Annotated in this window: 12 protein-coding genes; 6 read left to right on the top strand and 6 right to left on the bottom strand. The window is 60.1% G+C overall.

Annotated elements, in window-relative coordinates; translation table 11 throughout:
* Positions 1 to 960: 960 nt before the first annotated feature.
* On the bottom strand, positions 961 to 1,527 hold the full coding sequence (locus GOB93_RS17685) for a cytochrome b (RefSeq protein WP_173584784.1): 567 nt from the start codon (positions 1,525 to 1,527) through the stop codon (positions 961 to 963).
* 195 nt (positions 1,528 to 1,722) lie between these two features.
* Here GOB93_RS17685 and GOB93_RS17690 point away from each other — a divergent pair, with 195 nt between their 5' ends.
* A complete protein-coding gene (locus GOB93_RS17690) occupies positions 1,723 to 2,418 on the top strand; it encodes a VIT1/CCC1 transporter family protein (RefSeq protein ID WP_173584785.1) in 696 nt (231 codons plus the stop codon).
* A 289-nt stretch (positions 2,419 to 2,707) separates the two neighbouring features.
* Here GOB93_RS17690 and pqqE read toward each other — a convergent pair whose 3' ends face one another.
* The 5 genes from pqqE to pqqA form a co-directional block, all read right to left on the bottom strand.
* Positions 2,708 to 3,805, bottom strand: a complete 1,098-nt coding sequence (pqqE, locus tag GOB93_RS17695; RefSeq protein WP_173584786.1) for a pyrroloquinoline quinone biosynthesis protein PqqE — start codon at positions 3,803 to 3,805, stop codon at positions 2,708 to 2,710.
* Complete coding sequence (gene pqqD / locus GOB93_RS17700; RefSeq protein WP_173584787.1) at positions 3,793 to 4,083, bottom strand: pyrroloquinoline quinone biosynthesis peptide chaperone PqqD; 291 nt, start codon at positions 4,081 to 4,083, stop codon at positions 3,793 to 3,795. Before pqqD ends, pqqE begins: the two co-directional genes overlap by 13 nt.
* Positions 4,084 to 4,113: 30 nt before the next feature.
* On the bottom strand, positions 4,114 to 4,845 hold the full coding sequence (gene pqqC / locus GOB93_RS17705; protein WP_173584788.1) for a pyrroloquinoline-quinone synthase PqqC: 732 nt from the start codon (positions 4,843 to 4,845) through the stop codon (positions 4,114 to 4,116).
* The gene (gene pqqB / locus GOB93_RS17710; protein WP_173584789.1) at positions 4,842 to 5,765 is read right to left on the bottom strand and encodes a pyrroloquinoline quinone biosynthesis protein PqqB; all 924 of its coding nucleotides are present in this window, start codon (positions 5,763 to 5,765) and stop codon (positions 4,842 to 4,844) included. The genes pqqC and pqqB overlap by 4 nt, the downstream gene beginning before the upstream one ends.
* Before the next feature lie 70 nt (positions 5,766 to 5,835).
* A complete protein-coding gene (gene pqqA / locus GOB93_RS17715; RefSeq protein WP_010666882.1) occupies positions 5,836 to 5,916 on the bottom strand; it encodes a pyrroloquinoline quinone precursor peptide PqqA in 81 nt (26 codons plus the stop codon).
* Positions 5,917 to 6,329: 413 nt separating this feature from the next.
* Between pqqA and GOB93_RS17720 the strand changes: the two genes are divergently transcribed.
* The 5 genes from GOB93_RS17720 to GOB93_RS17740 are packed head-to-tail and all read left to right on the top strand — an operon-like array spanning position 6,330 to position 13,950.
* Positions 6,330 to 7,643, top strand: coding sequence for a TolC family protein (locus tag GOB93_RS17720; RefSeq protein WP_173584790.1), 1,314 nt, complete (start codon positions 6,330 to 6,332; stop codon positions 7,641 to 7,643).
* Complete coding sequence (locus tag GOB93_RS17725; RefSeq protein ID WP_338422410.1) at positions 7,640 to 8,836, top strand: efflux RND transporter periplasmic adaptor subunit; 1,197 nt, start codon at positions 7,640 to 7,642, stop codon at positions 8,834 to 8,836. Before GOB93_RS17720 ends, GOB93_RS17725 begins: the two co-directional genes overlap by 4 nt.
* A 7-nt stretch (positions 8,837 to 8,843) precedes the next feature.
* Positions 8,844 to 11,921, top strand: coding sequence for an efflux RND transporter permease subunit (locus tag GOB93_RS17730; RefSeq protein WP_173584791.1), 3,078 nt, complete (start codon positions 8,844 to 8,846; stop codon positions 11,919 to 11,921).
* On the top strand, positions 11,918 to 12,586 hold the full coding sequence (locus GOB93_RS17735) for a response regulator transcription factor (protein WP_173584792.1): 669 nt from the start codon (positions 11,918 to 11,920) through the stop codon (positions 12,584 to 12,586). Before GOB93_RS17730 ends, GOB93_RS17735 begins: the two co-directional genes overlap by 4 nt.
* Complete coding sequence (locus GOB93_RS17740) at positions 12,583 to 13,950, top strand: ATP-binding protein (protein WP_173584793.1); 1,368 nt, start codon at positions 12,583 to 12,585, stop codon at positions 13,948 to 13,950. The genes GOB93_RS17735 and GOB93_RS17740 overlap by 4 nt, the downstream gene beginning before the upstream one ends.
* Positions 13,951 to 13,980: the final 30 nt, after the last annotated feature.

Consider the following 13,980-nt stretch of genomic DNA (forward strand, 5'->3'; position numbering starts at 1 on the left):
TGCCGGGTAGCGTGCGCCGGTCAGATCGCAGGTTTCTTTGTAGTTCCAGAACGAACCTGCGTTGAAAAGCGGAAAGATCATCAGGACCTTGCAGCTGTCGGTCATCAGGGAGAGATCCTTTGATTTAGCCGCCGATCACGATCAGGGCGGACGATCTCCCGTCCTCCTCGATTGTGCGCCGGACCCGACGGGTCCGGATTCAGGGTGGAGAGTGATGTGCCGCGGATGTCCTGCACGTGGTGTCAACCGGAGACCCGGGACGACAGACCCCTGCCCTGTTCATGGGATTTTCTGTTGTCTCCCGCTGTCCGGAATGTTCGACCAGGTCCTGATCAGCGTAAATTCAGACATCGGGCATGTGTGACAGGGAAAATGCATAGATGGATGGTGCCCGCAGAATGTATGCAAACTGACAATGCAGTTCCTCATGATCTCAGGATAACAGGCAGCATCAGGAAATGTCTCCGTACGCCACGGCTGAAACAGCTCTGTCCCCGGGAGACACAGGAGGCGGGATGCAGATGTTTTTGTGCGAAGTTCTGGATTGAAGATATTCCGCAGCCATGGGTTGGTGACAAAAGATATTCTGGTGGTCGTAAAGAAAAACAGGAGAAGGAGCAATCTGATTTCCTGAATGTTGGCATTTATTAATTCCTGTGTCCGGGAAACTGTTTTGAGCAGATAAGCGGGCAGGCAGACTGTTCCGGATGACCGGACAAACCTGACCGTCATTACCTGACACCGGGTCCTGCCATGAACCGGAATTACCTGATCAGAAAAGGTAGCGTGAGAGCATTACGACGAGATCAGGCCGGATATGGGGTCGGTTGCGGAAGGGCGGGGCTCCGGACTCAGGTCACTTCTGGCGGAGCCAGGAGGACAGTTCTCTCCTGGCCCCGGCGTCATGGTCAACGCGTCATGGCCGCTGCCACGTCCCGTTCCTGAACGTCTCCGCCGGCCTCACGAATGGAACGGGAAAGCCCGCGGCAGCATGCGTCCGAGGACTTTGTCTTTCAGGACGAACTGGTGAAAAAGGGCCGCCGCGCCATGGCCTGATGCAAGACCAACAATCAGCCAGGCGTTCCGGTCATGCAGCATCTGAAGCCATGACACGGTTTCCGCGGGGAACCGTGCGAACGGGGAAGGAATCAGGAGGCCGAAAAAACTCATCGTCTGTCCGGCGCCCCATCGCCAGAGATAACCGAGCGCGATTTCCGCCATGAGCAGGGCGTAGAGCGTGTATTCCACACCGACGGCGACCATCCGGTCCGCGGGGCGGAGGAGGTCAGACAGGTGCCGGCCTTTCGTCAGGCGCCAGACGATACGGAACGCCATGATTGCGGTCAGCAGGATACCGGCTGTCAGATGTGCAACGACCATCAGGTGATGGACGGGTTTTGATGGCCAGCTCCAGGTCTCGCCGAGCGCGAACTGAAACAGCACCAGAAAGGCGGTCGTCCAGTGAAGGATGATCGTCGGCCTGTCGTAGCGCAGGGTATCGGTGATGTCCGGCACTGGATGAGGCATGCGTGTCCTGGCGAAAATGGGGTCTGAATACTGTCCGGTATCATGCTTTCCTGACAGGACGCTGAACAGAACAGATTTTCCGGATCACGAACTGTATTGAAAATAACTCGCAATATCAAAATAAAATACCTGTTGTGGTGGAGTGCTTCAGCTTCTAATCCTGAACTGTACTGATCCGGAGCTACAGGTCGTCTTATGTCGCGCCTTCACCCTCAGACCGAACGTCATGCCGTTGAGAAACTGGGATGGCTGCGCGCGGCTGTCCTCGGGGCCAATGATGGAACCCTGTCGACCGGCAGTCTCATTGTCGGGGTCGCGAGTTCCCACGCGACACGTGACAGCATTCTCATCGCGGGTCTGTCGGCGCTTGTTGCCGGAGCCCTTTCGATGTCGGCCGGTGAATATGTTTCGGTCAGTTCTCAGGCGGATTCGGAGCGGGCTGATATTGATCGTGAGAAACAGGAGCTGATGACCGACTGGGATGGGGAGGTTGCCGAACTGGCCGGGATCTACCGGGAGAGAGGGCTGGACGCGGATCTTGCACAGAAGGTCGCCCTCGCCCTCATGAAGCATGATGCGCTGGGCGCACATGCGAGGGATGAGCTGGGATTATCCGAACTGACCGCCGCCAGGCCCCTTCAGGCGGCTTTTGCGTCGGCCACGGCTTTTTCCTCGGGCGCTTTGCTTCCCGTCATGGCGGCTGTTCTGACTCCCGCGGCCTGGGTTTCATGGAGCGTCTCCATCATCTCCGTCATTGCTCTCGCCATTCTGGGGGCGGTCGGCGCGGTCGCGGGCGGAGCGCCGCTTCTGCGTCCCGCATTGCGGGTGACGTTCTGGGGCGTCATCGCCATGCTCGTCACGAGCGGAATCGGTCATCTGTTCGGTGTGTAACATTTGCTCAGACGCCATGCCCGTCCGGCCCGAATTGTATAAAATCCTGTGGAGACCAGATCTTTTCAGGGGGTGTTTCCGCTAAAGGTCTGCCGGATTACATACGCTGAGCGCGTGGTGTTCATCGTCATGCAGCACCCAGTCGCCAATAGAAAAGATAGTCTGATCTATTTCGTTTGGCTCTCAGCCTGCAAAAACAGACCGTTTACAGGCTGCTTCCCAGATGAGCCTGTGAATCACCGATCGCCGCTCAGTTCAATGAATCAACACGTCCTGAGGCTATATCTGCTTATTTGATGCCCGATACGCGTCGGTAAGCTAAATTCCCGCCAGTATCATCGACCTCCCTTAGCGCCGCATCCACCACCGCACGGTCCGGCGAGCGCTGGCACACCGGGTCCGCCGCATCCGCCCGTCCCGTGAGCGCCAGCGCCTGACACCGGCACCCGCCCCAGTCTTCCTCTTTCCGATGACACGACCGACACGGCTCGGGCATCCAGTCCGTGCCCCGGAACATCCCGAACAGCGCGGAATCGTTCCAGATCCCCGCCAGCGTCTCCTCGCGCACCGTCGGAAACACCACCCCCGGAATCGTCTCCGCCGCATGACACGGCAGAACCCGCCCCGACGGCGCAACATTCAGAAACCGCCGCCCCCAGCCGCCCATGCAGGGCTTAGGCTCGTCAGCATAATAATCCGGCGTCACGAAATCGATCGCCATCCACGTCCCGAATCGCGCCCGAGCCGCCGCCACGTCCCGCTCGCTCTGCTCAAGCTGCGCCCGCGTCGGCAACAGTGTCGCCCGGTTCTTCAGCCCCCAGCCATAATACTGCGTGTGCGCGATCTCGACCCGCCGTGCCCCGAGTTCTTCGGCCAGAGCGAACATCGCCGGAATCCGCTCCACATTCAGCCGATGAATGACGAAATTGAGCGTCAGCGGCATCCCGTCCGCCACAATCAGCCGCGCCGCCGCGATCTTCTTCGCCTGCGCGCCCTTCATCCCGCCAATCCGCTCCGCCGACACCACCTCGACATCCTGAAACGAAAGCTGGACATGATCGAGACCAGCCTCAGCCAGCCGCACCAGCGCCGCCTCATCCATCAGCACGCCGGACGTGATCAGATTCGTATAAAGCCCCCGCCGAACGGCATGCCCAACCAGCTCCGGCAGATCCTTCCGCGCCATCGGCTCGCCACCCGAGAAATGAACCTGCAACACCCCCAGATCCGCCGCCTCGTCCAAAACCCGGCACCACTCCACCGTCGAAAGCTCCCCGACCCTCGGGTCCAGAACCAGCGGATTGGAACAATAAGGACATTGCAAAGGACAGCGATGCGTCAGCTCCGCCAGCAGACTCATCGGCGGCGGAACAGTCACCCTTTCCATACCAGCACCTGCCGACCCGTCAGATCGCGCACCATCGTCATAACATCCCGCGCGATAACCTCGCGCGGCGCCTCAAACGCCGCCGCCAGCCCGTCAATGATCCCTCGCAGAGACGCCACGCCATCAACCCGCTGCAGAATCTCCGCCGCAATCACATCGGCAATGAACGCCCGCTCCGGCGCCTGAACGATCCACTGGTCGCGCACCCGGTCATGCTGAAGCCGCGTCCCCCGCGCAAAGGCAGGAATCCCATCCTCCGTGATCCCACCCTCAGACATCGCATCCTCCACCATCACGGAACCCCGCAATCATGAAGGACGGAACGCACCCGGCGGAATATTCCCCGGCGTGACATAGGCATAATCCAGCGCATCCAGCATCGACCACAAAACGCCACACTTGAACTTCAGCGCCCCCAGAACCGCCCGCTGCTGCTCAACCGTCCGCGCATGCTCCTTCACATAGGCCAGCGCAAAATCGGAATCCCGCGGCGCCTGCGTCAGACGCGGCGTGAAATAAGCCAGTGTATCCTGCGTGATGAAATCATAGTTCCGCAGCATCCCCGAAACCCGCTCGCTGATGATCGTCGGCGAAAACAGCTCCGTCAGCGAAGACGCAATCGCCGCCAGCACCGTCCGGTCGCGCACGAAATGAACATACGCCTCCACTGCAAACCGCGTGCCAGGCAGAAGCCCCTCAAGCGATTCGACATAAGCCCGGTCCAGCCCCAGACCGTCCGTCAGATGCAGCCACCGCGCCACGCCGCCCGTGCCCGGTGCATCACCATCATGATCCTCCAGCCGCCGTCGCCACTCCCGCCGCAGTGCTGCTGTCGGCAGCCGCGCCAGAAGCGTTGCATCCTTCGCTGGAATGCTGGCCTGATAATAATACCGGTTCAGCGCCCAGGCCTGAACCTGCCCCCTGTTCAGCCGCCCATCATGCAATGCCCGATGAAACGGATGCAGGTTGTGATATCGCTCGGCACCGATCGCCCGCAGCTCAGCTTCAAGACTTTCCGGAGAAAGAAGAGCGTCCCTCATCGCGTGATCCTCATGCCGTCGTAGGAAACATCCCATCCCGCCGCCTCGACTTCCGCCCGCTCGGGCGAATCAGTCAGCAGGATGGGGTTGGAATTGTTGATGTGGATGAGAGCCTTCCGATCGATCCCAAGATCGCGAAAAGCCTTGATGGTGCCCTCTGGATCGGCGACCGACATATGCCCCATCCGTCGCCCGGTTTTCTCCCCGAGCCCGGCTCGGATCATCTCGTCATCTCGCCAGAGTGTCCCGTCAAACAGCACCACATCCGCGCCATGCAGCCGCTCCCGCAGTCGGTCGGTCATGCACGCACAGCCGGGAATGAAAAGGACACGGGACGCGCCGTCCGCGATCTCCAGCCCAACCGTCTCCCCATTCTCCAGAATCGCCGCCGGATTCTCGCCACGCTCGGCATAAAGCGGAACCTTGCCCGGCACGGCGAACAGCGTGATCTCAAGCCCGGCTGGCTGGCCATCCTGCGTAGTCAGCGCCAGGGGCTGGTCCAGCGCAATCTCCCGCCGCCGCACCACCTCCCGGTTCAGCGCCTCGAAGATCGGGTTGGCGTCAAGCTGGCCAAGAACCTGCTGCGTACCAAGAATGTCGAATGGCTGCCGCTCCCGCAGTGTCAACAGGCCAGTGATGGTGTCCACCTCCGCTCCAGTCAGAATCACACCCGCAATCGGCGTTGAGCGCAGGCCGGTTTTCGGATGCAAAACTGGCGTCTGGTTGATCTGCTGGCGGAGATCGGGCGATGCATTGACGATGAACCAGTGCTTGCCATCTCCGCTGATCGCAATAGAGGCCTGTGTGCGGGGTAGTGCGGAGGGATCACCGGCGCGTGCCCGGTTGCATCCCGCCGCATTCGAGTTCCACTGCGGAAAGCCGCCACCAGCCGCCGCGCCAAGCACAACAAGATCGATCATGGGGACATGCCTATAAAAGCAAAACGCCGCCAGCGCGAGACTGGCGGCGTTTCACTTCGGACTGCGGGCCTTATTTCTTCTGGCCGCAGACGTAACTGTTGATCTCGGCGCCCAGTGGCACTTCAGTGATCTTCGGTGTGTTCCAGGCCATGATCTGTCTCCTCTGCATGGGTTGAAGACGAAAGCATAGTCCTGATTTGAGGTCTGGTCACCCCGCCAGGAATTTCAGTCTGATCATGCCGGAACGGATGCCTCCGCGGGCTGCCGTCCGGGCCATCCTGCCACCCGGACGGCAGCCCGCGGAATTCAGGCATGAATCCGGATTATTTTGAGTGCTGCAAGCGTTTTCCAGCTCTGCCCGTGAGAGAGAGAAATTTCCCAGTTTCTCTGAATATCACGATATCTTGAATATGTTATCTCAACAGAAGGATCAGGTCACCTGCCAGTCTCATGATCCCGACGTCTGTTCAGGGCGGCGTTCAGGGAGCTGTCAGGTTCGCCTTGTATGCTGAAGATCCTGCCGCGGTTTATTCACGCGACGATACAGAAAGCCGACTGAATTTCATGTTTGCTCGTCATGTCGATTGTCAGGTCATTAACCGCACCCCGGAATGGGCGGGCATTCGTTTCCTGGAAATCCGTACAGTCTCTATCGCTCTCACCATGGTTGCCCTCTGCTTTTCTTCAGGTCTTATTTCAAAAGCCAGAGGTCAGAACCTCACCTTCGCCCAAGGGGTGGAAGCGGCATGGGCCGTCGATCCGGGTCGAACTGAACTGAATACAAACTATCGTTCGGCCTCGGCCCGGGCCGAGGCTGCCGGTTCCTGGTTTGCGGGTGGTCCGACTGTATCGGGTCAGTATTTCGACGATCACGCCCTAGGCAGTAATGAGGGTTACACAACCTACGAAGGCAGTGTCTCCGTTCCGCTCTGGTTGCCCGGGCAGGGAAGCGCCACCGTCAAAGCTGCGAAAGCCGAAGCATTGACGGTGCAGCAAAGGCTGCATGTGGAGCGGATGGCTGTGGCCATGAGGGTCATGGATGCCTCCGCTGGCGTGCTGATGGCCCGGCGACGTCTCGGCATTGCTCATGCACTGCGGGCGACACTGGAAAAAATCAAATTGTCTGTCCTCTACAGCAGCCGGCATGGCGAGACGACCCTGACTGACGAGCAGGTTGTTTCCGCCGAACTGGCAAATGCATCCAGCGAATATTCACTGGCAGCCGAGCAGGTTGAAACGGCGGCATCAGCGCTTCGCATTGTGCTGGGTCGTCCCGGGGTCCCGGACATCCTCTCCTACGATGATCCGGCTGCGGCGCGTGCAAGGCTGACTCCCGCCAGTCTTCTCGAAGACAACGATCCGCGTGTGAGGACCGCGCGGCAGGCCGTCCGTGCCGCAGAAGAGGGGATGCGTCTGGCGCGGGCCTCATTCATGCCCAATCCGGAAGTCGGGGTCGCCGCAATTCATGAGAAACAATATGGGAGTCCATGGGATGATCGGGTCGGCGTTACAGTGTCTGTTCCGCTGCCCAGCGATGTCCGCGATGTCCCGATGGAAGCCGATGCCAGAAACAAACTGGCAGCGGCCACGAACCAGGAGCAGCAGGCGCGTCGCAGCGTACGCCAGGAACTGGCACAGGTTTTTGCCCGCCTGACAGCGGCGAAGGATACATTCAGAAACTCAGTATCGTCTGCTGACGACATGAACAGTCGCGCAAATGAGATGGCCCGGTCGTGGCAGGCCGGGGAGACATCCCTGATCGAACTTCTGCGTGCCAGAGCTGCCGCATACAGCGCGCTGCAGACGCGCAATCAGGCGGAGATCGCCTGGCATGTCGCAGTCATCCGGACATTAATCGCAGCAGGAGAATTCCAGTGAGTTTCAGAACAGCCGTCATCGGACGCCGGAGGTGGCTTCCGGCGCTGTTCTGCCTCTCCGGAGCGCTCATACGGCCCGCGTTCGCGACAGGCAACGAACAGATCATCATGATGGGAGCGGCGGCGCAGGCCAATGCCGGGCTGGTGATCTCGGTGGCGCAGCATGGCATGCTCGGGGAAAATCTCGACGCAATGGGCACCGTGATGTCCGAGGCGAGCCGTGTCGTTCGCATTCATCCGGCAGGATCCGGAAAAGTTCTGACGATAGCTGTTGTGCCCGGACAGCATGTCCGCAGGGACGAGGTCCTTCTCACGTATCAGAATCACTCCCTGCATCTGGTCCGCCTTGAGATGGCGAAGGCGCAGTCGGCGCTGTCGACGGCACGGGCGGCCTATCAGAATGCTGCCGCGGCTTACAGCCGGGGCCGTGAACTGGAAGGGACGACGGTTGCCGCCGGAGAAACCAGACGCCGTCTGGCTGCATTCAGAGCGGCAGATGATGATATTACGGCCCGGCAGGCTGATGTCGATACGCTGAAACATCAGCTTGAAGAAGAGTACAACTCCGTAACGGAATCAGACAGGGGGCAGACCAGCCCCGCGGATGAGGCATCCTCGATCATCTCGCCGACCGCGGGTGAGGTGCAGAGCGTGTCTGTCGGTGTCGCGGATGATATCTCGCCCGCGACGGAACTGGTGGATCTGGCCGACATGTCGTCGGTCTGGATCGTGTCGGACATCCTGCCGCAGGATGCGACCCAGGTTGTCGAAGGAGGCGAGCAGACAACAGAACTTCCGGCAGACGGCGCAATGACGCTGCTGACGTCGAAGATAACGTCGGTCGGCGATCTGGCGGACCCCGCGACCGGCCTTGTTCGTGTCATCAGCCGCGTATCCAACCCGGGTGGCCGTCTTCACCCGGGCATGTTTCTCAATACACATCTGCCAACCCGCAAACAGATGGAGGGCATCATCGTGCCGGAAGGCGCGGTCACGGATATTGACGGTGTCAGCACTGTCTTTCTGCCCGCCGGACCCGACCGTTTCCGCCCGCGGGAGGTTCGTGTCGGTGCCGAAAGCGCGGGACGGAAGGTTATCGTTTCCGGTCTGGCGGCGGGCGACAAGGTCGTGACGCATGGCGCATTCGCCCTGAAAGCCATCATGCAGATTTCCGATCTGTCCGACGGCGACTGACATCGCCATGCGTGCCTTTATTTCTGCTCTTCAGACCCGACGCTGGCTGGTTCTCGGTGTACTTGGCCTGATTTTCATTGCCGGCTGCCTCACTGTGCGCGGCCTTCCCGTTGAGGCCGTGCCTGACATCTCGCCCAGACAGGTGCTCGTTTCCGTTGTTGCTCCGGGTCTTGCCACAGAAGAAGTCGAACGACTGATCACCTTTCCGATCGAGACCAGCATGGCGGGCCTGCCCGACATGACCGATCTCCGGTCCGTGTCGCGCTCCGGGGTTTCCGTCGTGTATGTCCAGTTCGCGGATGACACGGATATCAATCTTGACCGCACCCGCGTCGAGGAGCGGATCCAGCAGGCCCGGACCCTGATTTCCGTGCCGGGAGTGAGCGTGAACATCGGTCCCCTGGCCACGGGTCTGGGCGAGATCATGCAGCTGCAGATCAGGGGGGACGACCATTCATTGATGGATCTGAACCGCCTGATGACGTGGACGGTCGCACCGCAACTGAAACTGGTGCCCGGCGTGGTGGACGTCAATGTGAACGGGGGCGCGGAACAGACCTTTCAGGTGGCTCTCGATCAGGCCCGTCTTCTGGCGCTCGGCGTTTCGGTGGACGATATCTTCCGGGCCGTGGACGGCAACAACTCCGCATCCGGTGGCGGGTGGATCGAGCATGACGAGGAGCAGCAGATCGTCGTCGGACGCGGTCTGATCGGCTCACTCGACGATTTTGGCTCCATTCCTGTCAGGACCAACGCCAACGGTTCCGCCATTTTCCTGCGCGATGTCGGACGCGTTTCGATGGGGCCGAGAACACGTCTGGGCGCTGTGACCCGCGACGGTCAGGGAGAGATCGTGATCGGTGTCGTCATGATGCGCATGGGCGCGAGCTCCGATGCGACGCTGGCGGCCATCAATGCGGCTTTACCCGGTATCCGGCAGTCCCTTCCGAAAGGAGTGACGCTTGAACCCTATTACGTGCGCTCGACGCTGACGGACAGCACGATCGCAACGGTGAAGGAAAACCTCGTGATCGGCGCGGTTCTCGTACTCGGCGTGCTGATTGTGGTGATCGGCGACTGGCGGGCGTCGCTGGTCATCGCCTCGGTCATTCCCTTCGCCCTCGTCTGCGCCATGACAGGAATGCGCGCCTTCGGGATTTCCGCCAACCTGCTGAGTCTGGGGGCCATCGATTTCGGCATGATCGTCGACAGTTCGCTGGTCGTGGTGGAAAACCTCATGACCCATCGCGCGCGCGATCGCGCCAGCGGCCAGAACACGCCGCTGACCACACTCGCGGTGTCGTCCGCCGCCGAAGTGCTCAGGCCCGTGAGCTTCGGCATCCTCGTCATCATCATGGTCTATCTGCCGATCCTGACCCTGCAGGCTATCGAGGGCAAAATGTTCCGCCCCATGGCGCAGACGGTCATCATGGCCCTCCTCGCCTCGCTCTTTTACTGCGTCGTCGGCGTGCCCGTCATCGCGGTGCTGGCGATGAAAGCCGACGGCCGCCACAACGACACGCGGCTGGTCGCCGCCCTGCGCCGCGCTTACGGGCCGATGCTGGGCTGGTGCGAGACCCGGCCGCGCACCCTCTTCGGCACGACGATCGCGATCTTCGGCGTGTCGGTCTGGATGAGTCTGCATCTGGGCGGCGAGTTTATTCCTTCCCTCGGCGAGGGAGCTCTGACGGTGACGACGACGCGCCTGCCGGGAATCTCGCTCTCCGAGGCCGTGAAGCAAGTCACCCTGCAGGAACGCATCCTGCACCGGTTTCCGGAAGTGACGAGCGTCGTGAGCAACACCGGGACGTCTGCGATCCCGACCGATCCGATGGGCGTCAACGAGACCGACAGCTTCATTTTCCTCAGGCCGCCATCGCAATGGACCACCGCGCGCACGCAGGAAGGCCTCGTCACGGCGATGAACCGGGTTCTGGACGACGAACTGCCGGGCGTGGCACAATCATGGAGCCAGCCCGTTCAGATGCGGATGGATGATCTGCTGTCCGGCGTGCGCACACAGATCGCCGTCTCCATCTATGGCGACGATCTCGCCACGCTCGCGCGTCTCGGAGACAGGGTGGCGGCTGTCCTGCAGGCCATCCCCGGTGCAGCCGACGTTGCGCCGCAGGGAAAGGGAGGTGTTGCGTTCATCCATATCGACATCGACCGCAGACAGGCCGCTCGTCTTGGCGTCTCCCAACAGGAGGTTCTGAATGTGGTCGAAGCTGTGGGAGGCCATATCGGAAAGTCCGTCACGATCGGCGATGCCCTGATCAGCACGCAGGTTCGTTATGATCCGGCTCAGGTCGGCACACCGGACCAGATCGGCCGCCTCAGGATACGTCGCGCAGACGGACGCGGGGCGGTTCTGCTTCTAGAGGTGGCGAAGGTCACGGTGCAGGACGGACCACCACGCATCGGTCGGGACAATATCCGCCGTCGCCTGATCGTGCAGGCCAATGTGCGCGGGCGTGATCTGAGTTCCTTTGTGACGGAAGCGCAGAAGGCCGTCAGCACGAAAGTCCGGCTGCCTGCGGGCTATCGCATGGTCTGGGCCGGGCAGTTCCAGAATCTGCGTTCGGCCATGGCGCGTCTGGAAGTTGTCGTGCCGATCGCGCTCGCGCTGATTTTCGCGCTGCTTGTCGCCGCCCTGAATTCCATTCGACTGGCCGGACTCGTCTTCATCAATCTGCCTGTCGCCGCGACAGGCGGTATTCTGGCCCTCTTCCTGCGCGGGCTGCCGTTCAGCGTCTCAGCGGGGATCGGCTTTATCGCCCTGTTCGGTGTGGCGGTTCTGAACGGTGTGGTGCTCGTGACCGCGATAAGCTCCCTGCGTCTGGCGGGAAAAGATGCGGTGCGCGCGGCGTTCGAAGCGGCTGAAGAGCGTTTCCGTCCGGTGATGGCGACCGCTCTCGTCGCCAGTCTGGGCTTCATTCCCATGGCTGTTTCGACCAGCGCCGGCGCTGAGGTCGAACGGCCATTGGCCACGGTTGTAATCGGTGGCCTGATCTCCTCGACGCTTCTGACGTTACTTGTGCTGCCGTCGCTCTATGCTCGTGTCATGAAGAATCATGTCACATGAAAATCCTGATCATCGAAGATGAAAGCGCGCTTGGTTCGGCTGTCAGGGACCGTATCCGACAGGCAGGACATGTCGCCGACTGGTTCAGAACCCTCTCCGACGCCCGTGCGGCCCTGCGAGCCTCATCCTATGATTTCCTATTGCTGGATCTCGGTCTTCCGGATGGCAATGGTCGGGACCTGCTGCGGAAGATCCGTCGCGATCGTTCCCCGCTGGCGATCCTGATCACGACAGCGAGGGATCAGATCAGCGACAGGATTGCCGGATTATCGGACGGAGCGGACGACTATATCGTCAAACCTTATGATCTGGACGAACTCGTCGCCCGTATCGAGGCCGTCGCCCGGCGCTATGTGGCGCTCCCCGACACTGTCGTGACGATTGGCGATATCGAGACTGATCTCTCCCGTCGGCAACTCAGACGCAACGGACAGGATGTCGATCTTTCCGCGCGGGAGTGGGCCATTGTCGAACTTCTTGCCCGTCGACCAGGCGCGCTGTGTAGCCGTGAGCAGATCGAAGACGCTCTTTATGGTCTCAGCGATGATGTGGAAAGCAATGCCATTGAGGTTTTCATCAGCCGGATACGCAAGAAAACAGAAGCAGGTCTGATCGTGACCGTCCGCGGACGGGGCTATAGCCTCACAGGAACGGCGTCACGGTGAAACGCTGGAGTCTGGCGTCCCGTGTCGTCTCAGGAACCCTGATCATTGTCCTTGGGGCGTTGGTGCTTCTCAGTGTTCTTGTCGCGGCCTTCACCCGTTACGAAGTTACGGAGCGTCTCGATAATTCCCTGCAGGAAGTAGCGGAGCGTCTGGAATTCGTTATTGGTGAATTGGATAAAAACGGTCCGACATCTGCCTTGCCGGGCGGACAGATCGCACGCCTGCCTGGTGTGAATCGGCGCACTCTGGCCTATCAGATTGCTTCAACGGACGGTCAGCTTGAGGTTCGGTCGCAGAATGCACCGGAGACGCTGTTCGTTCCGCATCTGGAAACAGGATTTTACAATATTCCATCTTTCCGGGTGTATGTCGTTCCATCTGTCTCCGGTCATCATTACATTCTGGTGGGCGAGCCCACTTTTCACAGAACTGAAGCCGTCAGACGGGCTATTCTGATTTCAGTCCTGCCGATGGTGATCTTTTTCCCTGCGATCTGGCTTCTGGTCCGATGGCGCGTGCGTCGCGCCATGCAGCCCCTCACAAGTCTTCAGCAGGAAATCAGAAGCCGAGGCGGAGCGAATCTGACGCCTATTCCGCCGCTGGATCTGCCCGTAGAGCTTGTCGCGATCCACTCCGCCGTCAACCTTCTGCTGGAACGCCTGGAAATGGCACTTTCGACCGAACGTGCGTTCGCTGCCAATGCAGCCCATGAACTTCGGAATCCGATCGGAGCTCTTCTGGCGCAGGTGCAGATTCTGAGAGGTTTGCTTCAGCACTCGGAACATGCAGAGCGAGCAACGACCATTATGCATCAGGCCCGCAGGATTGGCCGGATGATGGAAAAACTACTTCAACTGTCACGCGTAACGTCGGGGATCGCCCTTACAGAAGACCGATTTGATCTGGTGCCTGTCATACGGTTTCTGGCGCAGGAACTTGAGCGGGAAAAAAGCCAGACTATTGAATTGTCAGGCGCGTCTCATCTCATGATTCGGGGGGACATGGACACCGCTGGAATCCTGTTTCGCAATCTTCTGGAAAACGCAGTCCTTCATGGCTCGTCACTACAACCGGTGCGTCTGCTTGTCACAGACGACTCAAGGGTTCTGATCTCCAATGATTGCGATCCACTCACGCCGGAAATTTTGCAGGATATGGAAAAGCCTTTCGTGAGAGGAAAAACAGACGCCGAGGGGAGCGGTCTCGGGCTCGCGATAGTTCGACAGGTCTCTCTTCAACTTCAGGCTGATATCACGGTAACCTCCCCTATACCGGGAAAAACAAGAGGTATTATCGTTACAGTTCATTTCCCACCCGGCAATACCGGTGCCAATGCAAGATCTGAAAAGATCAAAGCAATATGATCTACCGGCTGTTCATGGAGCCGTGGTGAG

This window comes from Acetobacter musti, from assembly GCF_011516835.1.
Classification (GTDB): domain Bacteria; phylum Pseudomonadota; class Alphaproteobacteria; order Acetobacterales; family Acetobacteraceae; genus Acetobacter; species Acetobacter musti.

Excerpts from the sequence above, each read along its gene's own strand:
- pqqE (WP_173584786.1), bottom strand. The coding sequence starts at position 3,805 with ATGGAAAGGGTGACTGTTCCGCCGCCGATGAGTCTGCTGGCGGAGCTG.
- GOB93_RS17720 (WP_173584790.1), top strand. The coding sequence starts at position 6,330 with ATGTTTGCTCGTCATGTCGATTGTCAGGTCATTAACCGCACCCCGGAA.
- pqqA (WP_010666882.1), bottom strand. The coding sequence starts at position 5,916 with ATGGCCTGGAACACACCGAAGATCACTGAAGTGCCACTGGGCGCCGAG.
- pqqD (WP_173584787.1), bottom strand. The coding sequence starts at position 4,083 with ATGTCTGAGGGTGGGATCACGGAGGATGGGATTCCTGCCTTTGCGCGG.
- GOB93_RS17690 (WP_173584785.1), top strand. The coding sequence starts at position 1,723 with ATGTCGCGCCTTCACCCTCAGACCGAACGTCATGCCGTTGAGAAACTG.
- GOB93_RS17685 (WP_173584784.1), bottom strand. The coding sequence starts at position 1,527 with ATGCCTCATCCAGTGCCGGACATCACCGATACCCTGCGCTACGACAGG.
- GOB93_RS17735 (WP_173584792.1), top strand. The coding sequence starts at position 11,918 with ATGAAAATCCTGATCATCGAAGATGAAAGCGCGCTTGGTTCGGCTGTC.
- pqqC (WP_173584788.1), bottom strand. The coding sequence starts at position 4,845 with ATGAGGGACGCTCTTCTTTCTCCGGAAAGTCTTGAAGCTGAGCTGCGG.
- pqqB (WP_173584789.1), bottom strand. The coding sequence starts at position 5,765 with ATGATCGATCTTGTTGTGCTTGGCGCGGCGGCTGGTGGCGGCTTTCCG.
- GOB93_RS17730 (WP_173584791.1), top strand. The coding sequence starts at position 8,844 with ATGCGTGCCTTTATTTCTGCTCTTCAGACCCGACGCTGGCTGGTTCTC.